The sequence below is a fragment of the Cellulomonas sp. B6 genome (assembly GCF_001462455.1).
Classification (GTDB): Bacteria; Actinomycetota; Actinomycetes; order Actinomycetales; family Cellulomonadaceae; genus Cellulomonas.
Map to the genome: position 1 here is coordinate 39,488 of NZ_LNTD01000229.1, position 19,216 is coordinate 58,703.

The following is a 19,216-nucleotide window of genomic DNA, read 5'->3' on the forward strand; positions in this document are numbered from 1 at the left end:
CGCGCGGCACGCTCGGCCGTAGACTCGTCCGGACCAGGGAGGGTGCGAGATGGCGGACAAGACGGGGACCGGTACGGAGGCCGCCGACGCGGCCGTCACCGGAGCGCCCGCGACGCCGCCGCGCGGTGCGCGGGGCGTGCCGTCGACGCCCGCCGGCGGCGTGACCGGGGTGGGGGAGCCGGAGCCCGCGACGGGCTCGACCAGTCGCGTCCGGGCACGTCTCGCGCGGCTCTCGGGCCGGTCCGGTCCCGCGTACCCCGCGCTCGAACCGGTGCTGCAGGCGGTCCGCACCAACCACCCGAAGGCCGACCTCAGCGTCATCGAGCAGGCCTACGTGGTCGCCGAGCAGGCGCACCGCGGTCAGATGCGCAAGAGCGGCGACCCCTACATCACCCACCCGGTCGCGGTCGCCACGATCCTGGCCGAGCTCGGCATGACCCCGTCGACGCTCGTGGCCGCCCTGCTCCACGACACCGTCGAGGACACCGACTACTCGCTCGACCAGCTGCGCCGCGAGTTCGGCCCCGAGGTCGCGATGCTGGTCGACGGCGTCACGAAGCTCGACAAGGTCGCCTACGGGGACGCCGCGCAGGCCGAGACGGTCCGCAAGATGGTCGTCGCGATGTCGCGCGACATCCGGGTCCTGGTGATCAAGCTCGCCGACCGGCTGCACAACGCGCGGACCTGGAAGTTCGTGTCCTCGGCGTCCGCCGAGAAGAAGGCGCGCGAGACGCTCGAGATCTACGCGCCGCTCGCGCACCGGCTCGGCATGAACACGATCAAGTGGGAGCTCGAGGACCTGTCGTTCGCGACGCTCTACCCCAAGGTCTACGACGAGATCGTGCACCTGGTCGCCGAGCGGGCGCCCGCGCGCGAGGAGTACCTCGCGACCGTCCGGGAGCAGGTGGGGGCGGACCTGCGGTCCGCCAAGATCAAGGCCACCGTGACCGGTCGGCCCAAGCACTACTACTCGATCTACCAGAAGATGATCGTGCGCGGCCGCGACTTCGCCGACATCTACGACCTCGTGGGCGTCCGCGTCCTGGTCGACACGGTCCGCGACTGCTACGCGGCGCTCGGTGCGCTGCACGCGCGGTGGAACCCGGTGCCCGGCCGGTTCAAGGACTACATCGCGATGCCGAAGTTCAACCTCTACCAGTCGCTGCACACGACCGTGATCGGGCCGGGCGGCAAGCCCGTGGAGATCCAGATCCGCACGCACGACATGCACCGGCGCGCGGAGTACGGCGTCGCGGCGCACTGGAAGTACAAGGAGACCGCGAAGAGCGGGCAGCCCGACACCGCCGGCAACGACATGACGTGGCTGCGTCAGCTCGTCGACTGGCAGCGGGAGACCGCCGACCCGACCGAGTTCCTCGACCTGCTGCGCGACGAGATCGCGGGCGCCGAGGTGTACGTCTTCACGCCCAAGGGCGACGTGCAGGCGCTGCCCTCGGGGGCGACACCGGTCGACTTCGCGTACGCCGTGCACACCGACGTCGGCCACCGCACGATGGGCGCGCGCGTCAACGGTCGGCTGGTCCCGCTGGACTCGGTGCTCGAGAACGGCGACGTCGTCGAGGTCTTCACGTCGCGCTCCGAGACCGCCGGGCCCAGCCGCGACTGGCTCGCGTTCGTCAAGAGCCCCCGCGCGCGCAACAAGATCCGCCAGTGGTTCACCAAGGAGCGGCGCGAGGAGGCGATCGAGCACGGCAAGGACGCGATCGCCAAGGCGATGCGCAAGCAGAACCTGCCGATCCAGCGCCTGATGTCGCACGAGGCGCTGCTCGCGCTCGCGCACGAGATGCGGTTCGCCGACGTCTCGGCCCTGTACGCGGCCGTCGGCGAGGGTCAGGCCTCCGCGGCGTCGGTCGTGCAGCGGCTCGTGCACTCGCTGGGCGGCGAGCCGGCCGCCGAGGAGGACATCGCCGAGACGGCGCGTCCGGGAGCCACCGCGCGTCGCGTGCGCACGGGCGACCCGGGCGTCGTCGTCAAGGGCGTCGGCGACGTGTGGGTCAAGCTCGCCAAGTGCTGCACACCCGTGCCCGGCGACGACATCGTCGGCTTCGTGACGCGCGGCGCCGGGGTGTCGGTCCACCGCTCGGACTGCCTCAACGTCGAGGCGCTGCGGGAGCAGCCCGAGCGCATCGTCGAGGTGGCATGGTCCCACACCAGCTCGCAGCTGTTCCTCGTGCAGATCCAGGTCGAGGCGCTCGACCGGTCGCGTCTGCTGTCGGACGTCACGCGCGTGCTGTCCGACCACCACGTCAACATCCTGTCCGCCTCGGTGTCGACCTCGCGCGACCGCGTCGCGCTGTCGCGGTTCGTCTTCGAGATGGCGGAGCCGTCGCACCTGGCGTCCGTGCTGTCCGCGGTGCGGCGCATCGAGGGCGTGTTCGACGTCTACCGGATCACGGGGTCGCGTGGCGCCGAGGAGCCGGCGATCCGCGCCTGAGAGCGGCACGGCTCGGCGGGGCCGCAGGACGCCCCGCGCTCGGCGTCGACGGGCGAGCACCGCCCGCGCGCCGCGCACGCCGCGACCGCCGCTCCGTTCGGTCAGCAGGCGCAGGGCCCTGCCGGTGTCGAGGCCGACGCCGACGAGCGCCCGGAGGACGGGCACGGCGTCGTCGGCCGGGAGCCAGCGGGCCACGTCGAGCGCCGTGCGCAGCACCGTGGTCACGCGGACGTCGCCGAGGTCCACGACGTCGTCCTGCGCGAGGTCGGCCTCGTGGGTGCGGCGATCGGGGTGCGGGTCGGGGCGCCGTGCACGCGTGCGCACGAGGACGTCCAATCGCGGTGGCGGCGCACCGCCCGTGTGCACCCAGGCGGCGCTGCGCCGGCCGACGGCGGCCCGGTGCGGGACGAGGGCGTGGAGCGCGGCCGCCCGCACCGCCGGGTCCTCGGGGTGCGTCGTGACGCGCGCCGCGTCGAGCCACAGGGGTGCCAGCAGCCCGTCGCGGTGCAGGCCGGCCCACTCGAGCGGCGTCATGTCGGCGCGGTGCACGACCGGCGGGACGGGCGGCGTGCGCGGCCGCAGCCGGTGCAGGGGTGCAGGGGCGGGGGCGTTCGTGGTCACGAACGCCAGGATGCCCGCCCGCTCCCCGGTACGGGGTGCGGACGGGCATCCTGTGGACGACGCGTCAGCCGCGGGCCTCGGCGGCCGCGCGCTGCACCTGCTCGAGCCACGCGCGTCGCGCGTCGAGGGCGCTGCGCGCCTCGTCGACCTTGCGCTGGTCGCCCGCCGCGAGCGCCTTCTCGAGGTCGGCCTCGAGTCCGGCGATGGCCTGCTCGAGCTGCGCCGCCGCACCCTCGGCGCGCGCACGCGTCTCGGGGTTCGTGCGCCGCCACTGCGCCGAGTCGGCGTCGCGGACGGCGCTCTCGACGGCGCGCATGCGACCCTCGACGCGCTGGACGTCGGCACGCGGCACCTTGCCCGCCGCGTCCCAGCGGTCCTGCAGGGAGCGCAGCGCGGCCTTCGCGGCGGTGAGGTCGCGCACCGGCAGGAGGGCCTCTGCCTCGACGAGCAGGGCCTCCTTGACCTCGAGGTTCGCGCGGTACCCCTCGTCGACGGCCTGGTTGGCGGCGTCGCGTGCGGCGAAGAACGCGTCCTGCGCGGTGCGGAAGCGGCCCCACAGCGCGTCGTCGACCTGTCGGCTCGCGCGACCCGCGGCCTTCCAGCGCGTCATGAGGTCGCGGAACGCGGCGGACGTCGCACCCCAGTCGGTGCTCGTCGCGAGCGCCTCGGCCTCGGCGACCAGCTGCTCCTTGGCGGACTTCGCGTCCGCGTTGCGGGCCTCGAGCTCGGCGAAGAAGTGCCGCCGCTCACGGTCGAACGTGGTGCGCGCGTGGCTGAACCGCTTCCACAGCGACTCCTCCGTGGGCCGGTCGATGCGCGGTCCGGAGCGCTGCGCGTCCTTCCACTGGTCGAGCAGCTGGCGCAGCTGCTCGCCGGCCGGACGCCACTGGATGCGTGCCGGGTCGGTGGCGGCGATCTTCTCCGCCTGCTCGACGATCTGCGTCCGGGAGGCGATCGCCGACTCGCGCGCGGCGGCGCGCTCGGCCTCGGCCTGGGCCCGCCGCTCCTTGGCCCGCTCGCGCAGCCCGTCGAGGCGCGTCCGCAGACCGTCCAGGTCGCCGACCGCGGCGGGCTCGGCGAGCTCCTCCGTCAGGCGCGCGAGCGTCTGGTCGATCTCCTTGACCGACAGGTCCGTCGCGGACAGACGCGCGTCGAAGAGCGCCACCTTCGCCTGCAGGTCCAGGAAGCGGCGCACGTAGAGCGCCAGGGCCTCGGGTGCGCTCGCCCCGGGGAACTGCCCCACGACGCGCTCACCGGCTGCCTCGACGACGTGCACCGTGCCGTCCTCGTCGACGCGGCCGAACGTCGCGGCGCGCGCCGCCTCGGCCTCCTCGTCGGGCGTGGGCACCGGCACCGGGGTGACGGCCGGAGCTCCGCCCGCGGGCCGTGCGGTCTGGCGCAGCGACGCGGGCGTCGGACGAGGCCCGCCCGGGCGGGGACGCGGCCGGGGAGCGGGCGTCGCCGGGGAGGTCGCAGCGGGCTGAGCGGGCGCCTCCGCGGTCCCCGCCGTGGTGACGTCAGCCGTGGTGTCAGCCGTCGTGGTCCCCGCGGGCGTGGCGTCCTCGGACGTCGGTGCCGCGGCGGCGGGCGCTTCCGTGCCGACGGCCTCGGACTCGTGAGCCGTCGTGGTCCCGCCCTCGGCCGGCGGCACGTCGCCGGCGGCGGTCGCGGTCTCCTGGTCGACCGGGGTCGCGTCGTCGTCGTCGGCCTCGGCGGCGTCCGCCTCCGCGGTCGTGACCTCGCCGGGCTCGTCCGCGGTGGCCTCGTCGGCCACGGTCACGTCGTGGGCGACGGCTGCGTCCTCGGTGGGTGCCTCGGTCGCCGGCGCGTCGCCCGCGAGGGGGGGAGCCTGCTCGGCGTCGTCCACGGACGGCGTCGTCGGGTGCTCGGTCACTGGGTCTCCACTCCCTCGATGGTGACGTCGGTGACCGGACGTTCGGAGCCGTCCTGGGTCCCCGCGTCAGCGATGGCCTGCACGACGTCCAGACCGGACGTGATGCGGCCGAACACGGTGTAACCACCCGCCGCGTCGGACGGGATCTGCGAGTCCTCGTAGACGAGGAAGAACTGGGAGCCCATCGAGGCGCCGTCGCCGCCGATGCGCGCCATCGCGATGGTGCCCGCCGGGTACACGTCGTCGGCGGGCGCGTTCTCGACCGGGCCCCACGCGTAGCCGGGGCCTCCCTGGCCGGTCGCGGTGGGGTCGCCGCACTGCAGCACGTGGATGCCGGTCGTCACCAGGCGGTGGCACAGCGTGCCGTCGAAGTAGCCCTCGTCGGCCAGCGTCACGAAGTTCGCGACGGCCTGCGGCGCGGCGGCGCCGTCGAGCTCGATCCCGAGGTCGCCGGCGGACGTCCGCAGCGTCCCGGTCCACGTGCGGTCCTCGGCGAGCGCCGGGTCGGGCACGACCCCGCCGTTGCCCGTGCGGGCCGGTGGTGCGCTCGGGGCCGCGGCCGGGGGCGCGTCGTCGCGGTTCAGCGCGACCACGGCGGCGGCCCCGATGCCGAGCACGAGGACGCCGACGGCACCGACGGCCACGGTCCGGGCCCGGCGCTGCCGCGCCTGCTGCGCCTCGGCCTGCCGCGCCTGCCACTTCTCGTGCCGGCGGCGGGCGTTCTCGCGCTCGCGCTTGGAAGACACCGCTCTCCTCGCCTCGTCGTGCCGGCGGCGTGCGCCGTGCCTCCTGCTGCCGCCCGTCCGCGGCACCCGTGCCGTCCGTCCGGGGGACGTCCCGTGCTCGGTGCCGCGCACCGGACGTGGTGCCGGACCCCGACAGTCTAGGCAAGGCGGGGCGGTCGGCGTGCACGTGCGCCGCGACCCGCGCGCCGAGGCGTCGTGGCGCCTCGTCTAGCGTGGGCGGATGCAGATCCTCACGGTCCTCGCGCCGGTGTTCGCCGCGCGCTGCTCGGTCGTCGTCGCGGACGACGGGACGTGCGTCGTCGTCGACCCCGGTGCGGGCGCGGGGGAGCAGGTGCGGCGCGCCGTCGCGGAGCGCGGGCTGCGACCCCGGGGGGTCCTGCTGACCCACGGCCACGCCGACCACACGTGGGACGCGCCGGCCCTCGCAGCGGCCTTCGACGTCCCCGTCCTGCTGCACGCCGGCGACGCGCACCGCCTGGAGGACCCGTTCACGACGCTCGGCGTGCTGGACCCCCGGCGCGACCCGGGCGGCCCGCTCGCGCAGGCGCTCGCGGCCGTCGGCGTCGACCCCGGGACGTGGCGTGCCCCGTCCCGCGTCGAGACGTTCGGGGGCGACGCGCCGGGCCGCACGGCGGACGAGGTGCTCGAGCTGGGCGGGGTCACCCTCGTGGCGCGGCACGCCCCCGGGCACACCGAGGGCTCGACGCTCTACCTGCTGGGCGCCGACGAGGCGGAGCCCGTCGTGCTGACCGGCGACGTCCTGTTCGCCGGCAGCGTCGGGCGCACCGACCTGCCGGGCGGCGACCAGGCGGCGATGACCGCCACGCTGCGCGACGTCGTCGCCGCGCTGCCGACGGCGGCGCGCGTGCTGCCCGGGCACGGACCCGCGACGGACGTCGCGACGGAGCTCGCGACCAACCCGTACCTCCACGCGGTGCGCTGAGCGGGTCCGTCCGTCCGGGCGTGCGTGACGGGGCCGGTGCGTCTGGGATCATCGGGGCATGGCGCGACCCACACCCCTGTCCGGATTCCCCGAGTGGCTGCCCGACGGGCGCATCGTCGAGCAGCACGTGCTCGACGTGCTGCGCCGCACGTTCGAGCTCCACGGGTTCGCCGGGATCGAGACGCGCGCGGTCGAGCCCCTCGACCAGCTGCTGCGCAAGGGGGAGACCTCGAAGGAGGTCTACGTGCTGCGGCGCCTGCAGGAGGAGCCCGACGCGCCCGCCGAGCGGGCCGGTCAGCTCGGCCTGCACTTCGACCTCACCGTGCCGTTCGCGCGGTACGTGCTCGAGCACGCCGGGCACCTCGCGTTCCCGTTCCGGCGCTACCAGATCCAGAAGGTGTGGCGGGGTGAGCGCCCCCAGGACGGTCGCTTCCGCGAGTTCGTGCAGGCTGACATCGACGTGGTGGGCGCCGGCGCGCTGCCCTACCACTACGAGGTCGAGCTGCCCCTGGTGATGGCCGACGCGCTCGGTGCGCTGCGCGAGCTCGGCGTGCCGCCCGTGCGGATCCTCGTGAACAACCGCAAGGTCGCCGAAGGCTTCTACCGCGGGCTGGGCCTCGAGGACGTCGAGGCCGTGCTGCGCGGCATCGACAAGCTCGACAAGATCGGCGCCGACGCCGTCGCCGAGCTGCTCGTCTCCGAGGCGGGTGCCACCCCCGCGCAGGCCGCGGCGTGCCTCGAGCTCGCGGCGGTGCACGGCGAGGACCTCACCGTCGTCGACCGCGTGCGCGCGCTCGCGGCGCGCCACGACGCGTCGACCGAGCTCCTCGAGGAGGGCCTCGCCGAGCTCGGCGCGCTCGTGGCCGCCGCGGCCGAGCGCGCCCCGGGCGTGCTGGTCGCCGACCTGCGCATCGCGCGCGGCCTCGACTACTACACCGGCTCGGTCTACGAGACCGTGCTCGTCGGTCACGAGGACCTCGGGTCGATCTGCTCGGGCGGGCGGTACGACACGCTCGCGTCGGACGGCGCGACCACCTACCCCGGCGTCGGGCTGTCGATCGGCGTCTCGCGCCTGGTGTCCCGTCTGCTGTCGGCCGGGCTCGTGCGCGCGACGCGGTCCGTGCCGACCGCCGTGCTCGTCGCCGTCACGAGCGAGGAGCGCCGCGCCGCGTCGGACGCCGTGGCCGCCGCGCTGCGCGCCCGGGGCGTGCCGACCGAGGTCGCCCCGAGCGCCGCGAAGTTCGGCAAGCAGATCCGGCACGCCGACCGCCGCGGCATCCCGTACGTGTGGTTCGTCGGCGACGACACCGACGACGGCGCGTCGCGGGTCGACGAGGTCAAGGACATCCGCTCGGGCGAGCAGGTCGCCGCCGACGCCGCGTCGTGGACGCCGCCCGCCGAGGACCTGCTGCCGCGCGTCGTCGCCGGCTGAGCCGCAGCGGCTGCCCGCCGCTCGCCCGACCGCTGCCGCTCCACCTCGCGATCGGCCGCCGTGACCGTCGGCGAGGGTCCGCCGCGCGGTCCGGGCTCCGGGTGCCTAGCGTGTGCGCGTGAGCCCACGTGCGATCGACCCCGCCGCCGGACCGCTCACGCTGCGTGGGCACATCGCCGGCGTCGGCAGCGCCGAGGGGACGCGCGTGGTCGTCGGGCGATGGCTGCGCTCACCCCTCGGCCCGTTCGCGGACGTCATGGTCGAGCGGCCCGACGGCACGCGCGTCCTGCTCGCACCACGCCCCGCGGTCGCGGACCTCGTCCAGCGGCTCTACACGTTCGACGCCGTCCACCTGGTCGACGTCCGCGTCGTGCCCGACGAGCGCGGCCGCACCTGGACCGTCGTGGCCGGACCGCTCGACGCGCGGCTCACGGTCGGCGGGCGCACCGCCGTCGGCGTCGTGCTGCGCGCGCTGCCGCCGCGGCTCGTCGACCTCCCGGCGGCCGCGCCGGCGGTCGACGCCGTGGCGGGGCTGCTCGTGCCGGGCGTGCGGACCCGTGGCACCGGACGCGACGGCTCACGCGAGACGTACGGCGCGCGCGACCAGCACGCCGTCGTCGCGCTCGACGCGGCCTGGGGCGGGCGCCGGCTCGGACCGCTGCGTCCCGTCGACCCGCCCGTGCGGTTCGGGTTCTCGTCCGCGCCCGCCGCCCCGTCGGTGACGGCGGTCGACGTCCGCATCGGCCCGCCCCGTTGACAGTCGTTCGAACACGTGTTCGACTCGGTGCGTGCGATGGGACGGGCAGAAGACCCAGCAGGTCGACGCCGGTGCGCTGCCCGGCCTCGAGCTGCGGACGCTGCCCGGCCTCGTGCGCAGCGTCCGCACGCCCGACTTCGCGGGCGTGACCTTCCACGAGGTGCTGTGCCGCAGCGCGCTCAACCGCGTGCCCGACGCCTCGGCGGTGCCGTTCCGGTGGACCGTCAACCCGATGCGCGGCTGCCTGCACGCGTGCGCCTACTGCTTCGCGCGCCCCACGCACGAGTACCTCGACCTCGACGCGGGCCGTGACTTCGAGACGCAGATCGTCGTCAAGACCAACGTCGTCGAGGTGCTCCGGGCCGAGGTCGCCCGCTCGTCCTGGCGACGCGAGCACGTCGCGCTCGGCACCAACACCGACCCGTACCAACGCGCCGAGGGGCGCTACCGGCTCATGCCCGGGATCATCGACGCGCTCGCGGGCTCGGGCACGCCGCTGTCCGTCCTGACCAAGGGGACGCTGCTGCGCCGCGACCTGCCCCAGCTGGGCGACGTCGTCGCCGCGGGCGGAGCCGTCGCGGTCAGCGTGTCGCTCGCGACGGTCGACGAGCAGCTGCAGGCGGCGCTCGAGCCCGGTACGCCGACGCCTCGCGCGCGGCTCGACCTCGTGCGCGCGGCACGTGAGGCCGGGCTGGAGTGCGGTGTGCTGGTCGCGCCGGTGCTGCCGTGGCTGACGGACGACGAGGAGCACCTGGACGCGCTGCTGCGCGCGCTGCGCGACGCGGGTGCCACGTCCGTGACCGTCCTCGCGCTGCACCTGCGCGGTGCCGTCAAGGCGGTGACGGGGGACTGGCTGCGCACCCACCGTCCCGCGCTGCTGCCGCGGTACCAGCGCCTGTACGGCGACGGCGCGTACGTGCCCCGCGACTACCAGCGCTGGCTCGACGCGCGCGTCGCGCCGCTGCTGGCGCGGCACGGCTTCGGGTCCGGCGACGACCGGCGGGCCTGGCGTGCCCGGGCCGGCGGTGCGCCGGCGGCGGTGGCGAGCACCTCGGCGCAGGACCGCGTGCCGGTCCCGACGCTCTTCTGAGGCCATGCGGTCCGGCCGGGTCGTGCGACCCGAGCGCGCCACCGCGCACGTCGCGTGCGGCCGCGCCCGCGGCGTGCCGGCGCGAGGGTGCGGTCCGCCGCTCGTCCCGCGACTAGGATCGTCCGGACGCCCGACCGGGCGTCGTGCACCCGATCCGAAGGACCTCCTCCCGTGCTGCGCACCCACACCGCCGGCTCGCTGCGAGCCGAGCACATCGGCACCACCGTCACCCTCACGGGCTGGGTGGACCGGCGGCGCGATCACGGCGGCGTGGCGTTCGTCGACCTGCGGGACGCATCGGGCATCGCCCAGGTCGTCATCCGCGACGAGGCGGTCGCGCACGGCCTGCGGGCCGAGTACGTGCTGCAGGTCACCGGCGAGGTCGGGCGCCGGCCCGACGGCAACGAGAACGCGAACCTCGCGACCGGTGAGGTCGAGGTCGTCGCGCACGACGTCGTCGTGCTGAACGAGTCCGCGCCGCTGCCCTTCCAGGTGTCCGCGTCGGTCGACGAGCCGGTCGGCGAGGAGGCGCGGCTGCGCTACCGCTACCTCGACCTGCGCCGGCAGGGCCCGGCGCGTGCGCTGCGCCTGCGCGCCCAGGTCAGCCAGGCGGCGCGCCGCGTGCTCGACGACCGCGGGTTCGTCGAGGTCGAGACCCCGACGCTCACGCGCTCGACGCCCGAGGGCGCGCGCGACTTCGTGGTGCCCGCGCGACTCGCCCCGGGCAGCTGGTACGCGCTGCCGCAGTCTCCGCAGCTGTTCAAGCAGCTGCTCATGGTGGGCGGGCTCGAGCGGTACTACCAGATCGCCCGCTGCTACCGCGACGAGGACTTCCGTGCCGACCGGCAGCCCGAGTTCACGCAGCTCGACGTCGAGGCCAGCTTCGTGGACCAGGACGACGTCATCGAGCTCGCCGAGGCCGTCCTCACCGCGCTGTGGCGGCTCATCGGCCACGAGATCAGCACGCCGATCCCGCGCATGACCTACGCCGACGCCATGGAGCGGTACGGCACCGACAAGCCCGACCTGCGCTTCGGGCTCGAGCTGACGGACCTCACGTCGTACTTCGCCGACACGCCGTTCCGGGTGTTCCAGGCGCCGTACGTCGGCGCGGTCGTCCAGCCGGGCGGCGCGAGCACGCCCCGTCGCGGGTTCGACGCGTGGCAGGAGTGGGCCAAGCAGCGCGGCGCCAAGGGGCTGGCCTACGTCACGGTCGGGGAGGACGGCGAGCTCGCCGGCCCCGTCGCCAAGAACATCACCGACGCCGAGCGGGCCGGTCTGGCCGCCGCGGTCGGCGCACAGCCCGGCGACGCGGTGTTCTTCGCCGCGGGCAAGCAGTCCGAGGCGCGTGCGCTGCTCGGAGCGGCGCGCCTCGAGATCGGCCGCCGCGGCGGGCTGATCGACGAGGACGCGTGGTCCTTCGTGTGGGTCGTGGACGCGCCGCTGTTCAAGCCCACGGGCGAGGACGACGACGTCGCGGTCGGCGGCGGGGCCTGGACCGCGGTGCACCACGCGTTCACGTCGCCGACGCCCGAGTGGGTCGACCGCTTCGAGCAGGACCCGGGCGCGGCCCTCGCGTACGCGTACGACATCGTCTGCAACGGCAACGAGATCGGCGGCGGCTCGATCCGTATCCACCGCCGCGACGTGCAGCAGCGCGTCTTCGAGGTCATGGGCATCGGCCCCGAGGAGGCCCAGGAGAAGTTCGGCTTCCTGCTCGACGCGTTCCAGTTCGGCGCCCCGCCGCACGGCGGCATCGCGTTCGGCTGGGACCGCATCACGGCCCTGCTGACGCGCTCGGAGTCGATCCGCGAGGTCATCGCGTTCCCGAAGTCGGGTGGCGGCTACGACCCGCTCACGGGTGCGCCCGCGCCGATCTCCGTCGAGCAGCGCCGCGAGACCGGCGTCGACGCGAGGCCGAAGCAGCCGAAGGCGGCGGACGCGGCGCCCGAGGCACCCGCCTCGGCGTGACCGACGGGCTCCTGGCCCGGCTGCCCGCGGCCCTGCGCTCCCGGCGTGACGTCCTGTCCGACCGGGAGCGCTGGGCCTCGGCGCGCGTCGTTGCGGCCGACGACCACGCGGCGGTCCTCGTGCGCGACGTCGGTGCGGGGCCGGCGGTCTGGGCGTTCGGCGACACGGGGTCGCTCGGCGTGCTGCTCGCGCCCGCGCTGGTGGCGCACGCGTCGGGCGCACGCTGGGTGACCGCGCCCCGCGACGTGCCGGTCCCGCCCGAGGTCCTCGCCGCGGCGGGCGTCGTGCCCCGCACGTCGTGGGACCGGTTGACGACCGCCACCGCCCCGACCCGTGTCGCGGGCGAGGACGCCGTGCGCGCGCTCGACCCGGTGCGTGACGGCGCGGCGATCGGTGCGTGCCTGGACGCCGCGAACCCCACGACGCAGGCACGGCCGGGTGCCGACGACGACGCGGCGTGGTGGGGGGTCGGGACCGACGACGACCTGCTCGGCGTGATCGGGGTCGCGTGGCGCGGCGGCGTGGACCGAGCGCGGTCGGTGCACCTGCACGGCCTGGGCGTCGTGCCCGCCGCGCGCGGGAGAGGGCTCGGGACGGCGCTCACCGCCGTCGCGACGCGGACCGCGCTCGCCGCGGGGGCGCCGTGGGTCTCGCTCGGCATGTACGCGGACAACGTCGCCGCGCGGCGCGTCTACGCGTCCCTGGGCTTCGCCGTGGACGCCGAGAACGCCGGCTACGGCCCGCCGGGCGCCGACCGCCCCTGACCCCGTCGCACGCTCACCAGCGGTGCTGGGCCGGCCCGTCCGCTCCGAGGGTGAGGTGCGGACGAGGTGGCTCGTCGAGCTCGGGGACGCCGATCCACGCGCCGTCGCCGTCGTGGACCGACAGGCGCTGCGGGCGTGCGCGGAACGAGCGGCGCCACTGGAACCACAGCACGGGGACGAGGCACGCGAGCACGAGCGCGGCGTGGAAGAAGGTCGACGCGGCCGAGGCCTGCGTCTGCGGGTCGTACGAACCGACCCGCAGCGCGATCTCGGCGACGGTGGTCGCGACCACGGCCACGACGACGGCCGTCCACGCACGCGCTCGCCGGCGCAGCCGTCGGTAGGCCCGGGGGTCGGTGGGGACGAGTCGTGACGGTGCGACCTCGTGCATGCGTCCTGCCTACCAGGGCGTCCCCGGAGCGCGCGTGGGCCGCGGGGGTGACGCGTGTCAGTGGAGGATCGCGAACCGGTCGTACAGCCGGCGCAGCGGGCCCGGCGCCCACCAGTTGACGCGGTCGAGCACGGTCATGGTCGCGGGCACGAGCAGCAGCCGGACGATCGTCGCGTCGATGAGCACGGCCACCGCGAGGGCGAGCCCGACCTCCTTGATGACCACGAGGTCGCCCGCGACGAAGCCCGCGAACACCACGACGATGATCGCCGCGGCGGACGTGATGATGCGCCCGGAGCGCTGCAGCCCCAGCCGGACGGCGGCGTCGGTGGGCATCCCCTCGTCGTGCAGCTCCTTGACGCGCGAGAGCAGGAACACCTCGTAGTCCATGGCGAGCCCGAACGCGAACGCGACGACGAGGGCGAGCACGTACGTCTCGATGCCCCCGGGCGACTCGAAGCCGAGCAGCCCCTCGAGGTGCCCCTCCTGGAAGCCCCACACCATGACGCCGAGCGCCGCGAGGATCGACAGCGCGTTGGTCAGCAACGCCTTCACCGGGATGACGACGGAGCCCGTCATGAGGAAGAGCAGCACGAACGTCGCGACCCCGACGATGCCGAGGGCGAGCGGCGCTCGGGCGACGAGCGAGGCCGTGAAGTCGATCTGCGACGCCGCCTGGCCGACGACCCACCGATCGAACGGCACGTCGGAGGCGCGCACCTCGCGGACGACGTCGGCCGCGACGGCCCCTCCCGGGTCGTCGGTCGCGGCGCGCACCCCGATCACGACGTACGCGCCGAGAGGCGCCGGCGGGTCGACCGAGGCGACGTCGGGCAGCTCCGCGAGACGTGCCGCCCACGCGCTCGCGTCCTCGAGCGACGTCGCGGCCACGACCGTGACGGCGGGGGAGGCCGCGGCCGGGTAGTTCTGCTCGAGCTCGGCGACGTACTCGCGCTGCGAGGTCCCGGACGGGAGGAGCTCGAGGCCGCTGATGCGCAGCTCCGTGCGCAGCGCGGGGGCCGCGAGCAGCGCGAGCAGCACGACCGACCCGAGCATGACCCACCACGGGTGCCGCTGCACGCGCGACGCGAGCGCCGAGAACGCGCCCTCCTCGCGCTGCACGTCCGAGGCGCGCCGCAGGACCGGGAGCCGGGACAGCAGCCCCGGACGCACGAGCCGGCGGCCCGTCATCGTCAGGAGCGCCGGGACCAGGGTCACGGCCGTCGCGACCGCGACGAGCACGACCACGACCCCGCCCGCACCGATCGCCCGCAGGATGTCGGGGCGGAAGACGAGCAGGCCGGCGATCGAGACGGCGACCGTGACCGCGGAGAACACGACCGTGCGTCCGGCGGTCGCCATCGTGCGCTCGACCGCGACGACCACGGGGCCGTCGCCGCGACGTCGCCGGCTCGACTGCCCGCCGTCGGTGTCGACGAGCCGGTGCAGCTCCTCGCGGAACCGCGACACGACCAGCAGGCCGTAGTCGATCGACAACCCGAGGCCCAGCACCGTCACGACGTTGACGACCGACGCGTCGACGTCCATCACGTACGTCATCGCCAGCAGGCCGCCGAGCCCTCCGGCGATCGAGGCGAGCGCGCCGGCCATCGGCATGGCGGCCGCGAGGAAGCCGCCGAAGACGACGACCATGATCAGCAGCGCGACCGGCAGCGCGACGAGCTCGCCCGTGCGCAGGTCCTGCTCGACCTGGTGCGTGATCTCCTGGACGATCAGGTGCTCGGCGCCGACCACGCCGCGCGCGTCGGGCGCGACCGTGCCCAGGTCCTCGGGGACCGCGCGCAGCCGGTCCTCGACCTGCGCGAGCGCGGTGGTCTGGGCGTCCTCGTCCAGGTCGGGCGCCAGCTCGACGACCACGAGGAAGCCGTCACCGTCCTGCGCGAGCAGGGGTGCGGCGGCCGGGCTCGTGGCCCCGCCGGGGAGCACGTACGGGTCGATCACCGCCGCGACGCCGTCGACGGCCGCCAGCTCGGCGCGCACGGGCTCGAGCGCCGGTCCTACGTCGGGGTCGGCGGGGTCGACGCCCGACAGCACGAGGTTGACGCTCGGCCCGGTGGTCCGTTCCGCCGCGAGGATCTGCTGCCCGCGCGTCGACTCGGCGCCGGGCACGCCCGGCGCACCGGTGCTCATGCGGTCGAAGAGGTTCTCGCCGTGCAGGCCCTGCACGGCCAGGGCGTAGCCGGCGACCGTGAGGACCAGCCAGACGACGACCGTCAGGCGCGGGTGGTGGGCGACCGAGCGACCCAGGCGTGCGAACACGCGGGTCATGCTCGCAGGTCGTCACGGGCTCGCGCACGTCCCGTGCCGTCGGGCGTCGGCGGCCGGGCGCGCCGCGCCGCGTCGGTGGGGGTGCGTAGGCTCGCCGCATGGACCTGTTCGACGCGGTCACGTCGACCGCGCAGGGGCTGCCCGCGCCCTCCGCCGGTGCCCCGCTCGCGGTGCGCATGCGTCCGCGTACGCTCGCGGAGGTGGCCGGGCAGGCTCACCTGCTCGTCCCGGGCTCGCCGTTGCGTCGCCTCGTCGAGCCGCACGACGAGGCGACGCGGCGTGCCGCACCCTCGTCGGTGATCCTGTGGGGGCCGCCGGGCACCGGCAAGACGACGCTCGCGTACCTCGTGGCGGCCACGTCGGGACGACGCTTCGTCGAGCTGTCCGCCGTGACCGCCGGGGTCAAGGACGTCCGCGCGGTGGTGGAGGACGCGCGGCGCCGGCTGGCCGCCGACGGGTCGGAGACCGTGCTGTTCATCGACGAGGTGCACCGCTTCACCAAGGCGCAGCAGGACGCGCTGCTCCCGAGCGTCGAGAACCGCTGGGTGACGCTGGTGGCGGCCACGACGGAGAACCCGTCCTTCTCGGTGAACTCGCCGCTGCTCTCGCGCTCGCTCCTGCTGACGCTCCAGCCGCTGACCACCGACGACGTGCGCTCCCTCGTGGAGCGCGCGGTCGAGGACGAGCGCGGACTGGACGGGTCGGTCACCCTCGTCGACGAGGCGGCCGAGCACCTGCTGCGGCTGGCGGGCGGGGACGCGCGCAAGGCGCTGACGATCCTCGAGGCGGCCGCGGGAGCGGCCCTGGGGGACCGCGACCCCGACACGGACCCGGGGGAGCCGGCGGTCGTCGACCTCGCGACGATGGAGCGAGCGATCGACGTCGCGGCGGTCCGGTACGACCGCGACGGGGACCAGCACTACGACGTGGTCAGCGCGTTCATCAAGTCCATGCGCGGGTCCGACGTCGACGCCGCGCTGCACTACCTGGCGCGCATGGTCGCGGCGGGGGAGGACCCGCGGTTCATCGCCCGGCGCGTCGTCATCGCCGCGTCGGAGGAGGTCGGCATGGCGGACCCGAGCGCGCTGCAGACCGCGGTCGCGGCCGCCCAGGCGGTCGCGCTCATCGGCATGCCGGAGGCGCGGATCATCCTCGCGCAGGCGGTCGTGCACGTCGCCACGGCGCCCAAGTCGAACGCGTCCTACGCGGGCATCAACCGCGCGATGGAGGACGTGCGGGCGGGGCGCATCGGCTCCGTCCCGGCGCACCTGCGCGACGCGCACTACGCGGGTGCGAAGGGCCTCGGCCACGGCAAGGGCTACGTGTACGCGCACGACGCGCCGCACGCGGTCGCCGCGCAGCAGTACCTGCCCGACGAGCTCGTGGGCGCGCGCTACTACGAGCCGTCGGACCGCGGCTTCGAGCGTTCGGTGTCGGAGCGGCTGGCACGCGTCCGCGCGATCCTCGGCGACGGCTGACGGGCGTCCTCCAGGTCGGTCGTCCGAGTGCGGGGTGCGCGTGCCCCGACCCTGCTTGACTGCTGGTGTCCGTCACCGGGGGTCTGCGGACGTGGTCCTGCCGACGACGACGGGGCGCCCGGTGAGCGCACCGATCCCACGGAGCTCTCCCATGTCGCGTCAGCGTCTCCTGTCCAGCACGTTCGCGCTCGTCCTCGCCGCGGGGCTCGGCCTGGTCGCCGCGGCGCCCGCGTCGGCGGCGTACGGCCCCTGCAACACCTACGACCCGCGCGAGGGCAACATCGGGGTGCCGTACTCGTCGACGAACGGCACCAACAGCTGCTACCTGGTGCAGGGCAACCAGGGCGCGGCGGTCCGCTACCTGCAGGACTCGCTCAAGGGCTGCTACGGGCAGGCCATCGCCGTGGACGGCATCTTCGGCGCGGGGACCCGCGCGGCCCTGGTGGCCGTCCAGAAGCGGCTCGGGCTGACGGCCGACGGGGAGTACGGTCCCAGGACGCACAACGCGATGCAGTTCCGGGGCTACTCCAACGGCTCGGGTGCGCCGTTCTGCTCCACGGCCCGCTTCGCGGCCTGAGCGGGTCCTCGCCGGGGCGGCCACGACGGGATTTCCGCTCGTGGCCCCCGGCGGGTAGCATCGCGGGGTTGCCTGACGCTCGACGCGCGGGTGACATCCCTGGGGCCTCAGCCCGCACCCGTGTTCCGTGCCGGGTGCACCGAGGTCGGCCCCGCACCCGCCGGGCGTCCCGTCCGTCCGGACCTCGTCCGGTACGTGGGTGTGATCGTCACGAGACACGACAGGAAGTACCGCTGTGAGCAACGTGACCCGCTCGCGTCGCCAGGTCCGCCTGAGCCGCGCGCTCGGCCTGGCCCTGACGCCCAAGGCCGTCAAGCACTTCGAGAAGCGCCCCTACCCCCCGGGCGAGCACGGCCGTGCGCGTCGTCGCACCGAGTCCGACTACGCCGTCCGGCTGCGCGAGAAGCAGCGTCTGCGCGCCCAGTACGCGCTGCGCGAGAAGCAGCTCGCCAAGGCCTACGAGAACGCCCGCAAGGCCCCGGGCCTGACCGGTGAGGCGCTCGTCGAGGACCTCGAGACGCGCCTCGACGCCCTGGTGCTGCGCGCCGGCTTCGCCCGCACGATCCTTCAGGCGCGTCAGACGGTCACGCACCGCCACGTCCTGGTCGACGGCAAGATCGTGGACCGTCCGTCCTTCCGCGTCGCCGAGGGCCAGACCATCCAGATCAAGCCCAAGTCGCAGGCGACCGTGCCCTTCCAGGTGGCCGCCGCCGGTGCCCACCGCGACGTGCTTCCGACGCTCCCGGGCTACCTCGAGGTCCAGCTCGAGAAGCTCAGTGCCACGCTCGTGCGCCGCCCCAAGCGCGCCGAGGTCCCCGTGACGTGCGAGGTCCAGCTGGTCGTCGAGTACTACGCCCGCTGATCCGCCTGCCACGGACGCCCCGCCGCGCTGCTGCGCCGCGGGGCGTCCGCGTCTCTGCGCCGTGCGGTGCTCCTGCGGCACGCGCCCGGCAGGGGCGCGGACGGCACGGCGCCGGCGGGTAGGGTGGCGCAGGTCGCGGCGCGGGTCGTCGCGCCACGTGGAGTGCGCGGCGCCGGTCCCGGCGACGTGCGACAGGAGGGGACGCATCCATGCTCGGTGACGTCGCGGGACTCATCGCCGCGATCGCGTTCGTGCTGCTCGTCGGGCTGCTGGCGGTCCCGCTGCTCAAGCTCGGGAGCGTGCTCGACGAGGCGCGGACGTCGGTCCGGGAGCTGACCGACCACTCGCTGCCGGTGCTCGACGAGACCGCCAAGGTCGTCGCGTCGTCGGCCACGCAGATGGACAAGGTCGACACCGTCACCACCGCGGCCGCGCAGGTCGGCGAGAACGTCTCCGCCCTCACCTCGCTCGTCACCGCGACCGTCGGCGCACCGCTGCTCAAGGTCGCGGCGTTCTCCTACGGCGTCCGGCGCGCGCTGGCGGGTCTGCGCGGGGGCGGCAGCCGATGAGGCGGCTGTTCTGGGTCGGCGTGGGCGTCGCGCTCACGGTGGTCGTGGTGCGGCAGGGACGTCGGCTCGTCGAGACCTACGCGCCGGCCGGCTCGGCCGAGGCGGTCGACGGCGCGCTGCGCGTGACGCGTGCGCTGCGCGCGGCGCGCGACGACTTCCGGGCCGGTGTCGCCGAGCGCGAGGCCGAGCTGCTCGACGCGCTCGTCGGCGACGTCGACCTCGAGGCGCTGCGCGCGACGGCCCCGCGCCGGCGCACCGAGCTGAGGGAGACGTTCGGCGGTGCACCGCGCGACGCGCTGGCTGCCGACCTCGCCGCGCGCGGCTGGGCCGACGAGCCCACCCAGGACCCGGACGACGACGAGCAGGCACCCTTCTTC

At 75.2% G+C, this 19,216-nt stretch carries 16 protein-coding genes; 12 read left to right on the top strand and 4 right to left on the bottom strand.

Annotated elements, in window-relative coordinates; translation table 11 throughout:
- The first annotated feature begins 49 nt into the window (after positions 1–49).
- Positions 50–2,455 carry a bifunctional (p)ppGpp synthetase/guanosine-3',5'-bis(diphosphate) 3'-pyrophosphohydrolase gene (locus ATM99_RS16865; protein WP_223305227.1) on the top strand — a complete coding sequence of 802 codons (2,406 nt, stop codon included), beginning with the start codon at positions 50–52 and terminating at the stop codon, positions 2,453–2,455.
- Between the two features lie 685 nt (positions 2,456–3,140).
- On the opposite strand, the gene ATM99_RS16870 is transcribed toward ATM99_RS16865, so the two are convergent.
- Together ATM99_RS16870 and ATM99_RS16875 are read right to left on the bottom strand one after the other, a co-directional pair.
- Complete coding sequence (locus ATM99_RS16870; RefSeq protein ID WP_062103977.1) at positions 3,141–4,970, bottom strand: DUF349 domain-containing protein; 1,830 nt, start codon at positions 4,968–4,970, stop codon at positions 3,141–3,143.
- Positions 4,967–5,716 carry a peptidylprolyl isomerase gene (locus tag ATM99_RS16875; protein WP_062103978.1) on the bottom strand — a complete coding sequence of 250 codons (750 nt, stop codon included), beginning with the start codon at positions 5,714–5,716 and terminating at the stop codon, positions 4,967–4,969. The genes ATM99_RS16870 and ATM99_RS16875 overlap by 4 nt, the downstream gene beginning before the upstream one ends.
- 220 nt (positions 5,717–5,936) lie before the next feature.
- On the opposite strand from ATM99_RS16875, the gene ATM99_RS16880 reads away from it, so the two are divergent.
- From ATM99_RS16880 to ATM99_RS16905, 6 genes are all read left to right on the top strand, one after another.
- Entirely contained in the window at positions 5,937–6,659 is a 723-nt protein-coding gene (locus ATM99_RS16880) for an MBL fold metallo-hydrolase (RefSeq protein ID WP_062103979.1), read from the top strand.
- Between the two features lie 58 nt (positions 6,660–6,717).
- Positions 6,718–8,091: a histidine--tRNA ligase gene (hisS, locus tag ATM99_RS16885; protein WP_062103980.1), complete on the top strand. Its 1,374-nt coding sequence runs from the start codon at positions 6,718–6,720 to the stop codon at positions 8,089–8,091.
- 118 nt (positions 8,092–8,209) lie between these two features.
- On the top strand, positions 8,210–8,848 hold the full coding sequence (locus ATM99_RS16890; RefSeq protein ID WP_223305228.1) for a hypothetical protein: 639 nt from the start codon (positions 8,210–8,212) through the stop codon (positions 8,846–8,848).
- A gap of 31 nt (positions 8,849–8,879) precedes the next feature.
- On the top strand, positions 8,880–9,938 hold the full coding sequence (locus ATM99_RS16895) for an Rv2578c family radical SAM protein (protein WP_062103981.1): 1,059 nt from the start codon (positions 8,880–8,882) through the stop codon (positions 9,936–9,938).
- Positions 9,939–10,109: 171 nt separating this feature from the next.
- Positions 10,110–11,909: an aspartate--tRNA ligase gene (aspS, locus tag ATM99_RS16900; protein ID WP_062103982.1), complete on the top strand. Its 1,800-nt coding sequence runs from the start codon at positions 10,110–10,112 to the stop codon at positions 11,907–11,909.
- The gene (locus ATM99_RS16905) at positions 11,906–12,673 is read left to right on the top strand and encodes an N-acetyltransferase (RefSeq protein WP_062103983.1); all 768 of its coding nucleotides are present in this window, start codon (positions 11,906–11,908) and stop codon (positions 12,671–12,673) included. Before aspS ends, ATM99_RS16905 begins: the two co-directional genes overlap by 4 nt.
- A 13-nt stretch (positions 12,674–12,686) precedes the next feature.
- Here the strand turns inward: ATM99_RS16905 and ATM99_RS16910 are convergent, their stop codons facing one another.
- Together ATM99_RS16910 and ATM99_RS16915 are read right to left on the bottom strand one after the other, a co-directional pair.
- Entirely contained in the window at positions 12,687–13,064 is a 378-nt protein-coding gene (locus ATM99_RS16910; RefSeq protein WP_062103984.1) for a hypothetical protein, read from the bottom strand.
- A 57-nt stretch (positions 13,065–13,121) separates the two neighbouring features.
- A complete protein-coding gene (locus tag ATM99_RS16915; RefSeq protein ID WP_062103985.1) occupies positions 13,122–15,353 on the bottom strand; it encodes an MMPL family transporter in 2,232 nt (743 codons plus the stop codon).
- Positions 15,354–15,451: 98 nt separating this feature from the next.
- Between ATM99_RS16915 and ATM99_RS16920 the strand changes: the two genes are divergently transcribed.
- From ATM99_RS16920 to ATM99_RS16940, 5 genes are all read left to right on the top strand, one after another.
- Positions 15,452–16,831 (top strand): replication-associated recombination protein A, encoded by a 1,380-nt coding sequence (locus tag ATM99_RS16920; protein WP_062103986.1) that lies wholly within the window; start codon positions 15,452–15,454, stop codon positions 16,829–16,831.
- A gap of 151 nt (positions 16,832–16,982) precedes the next feature.
- A complete protein-coding gene (locus ATM99_RS16925; protein ID WP_062103987.1) occupies positions 16,983–17,408 on the top strand; it encodes a peptidoglycan-binding protein in 426 nt (141 codons plus the stop codon).
- A gap of 235 nt (positions 17,409–17,643) precedes the next feature.
- Entirely contained in the window at positions 17,644–18,270 is a 627-nt protein-coding gene (rpsD, locus tag ATM99_RS16930) for a 30S ribosomal protein S4 (protein ID WP_062103988.1), read from the top strand.
- A 209-nt stretch (positions 18,271–18,479) separates the two neighbouring features.
- Positions 18,480–18,839: a DUF948 domain-containing protein gene (locus ATM99_RS16935; protein ID WP_062103989.1), complete on the top strand. Its 360-nt coding sequence runs from the start codon at positions 18,480–18,482 to the stop codon at positions 18,837–18,839.
- The coding region (locus ATM99_RS16940) for a hypothetical protein (RefSeq protein WP_062103996.1) at positions 18,836–19,216 on the top strand (381 nt) is incomplete at its 3' end. The genes ATM99_RS16935 and ATM99_RS16940, both read left to right, overlap by 4 nt.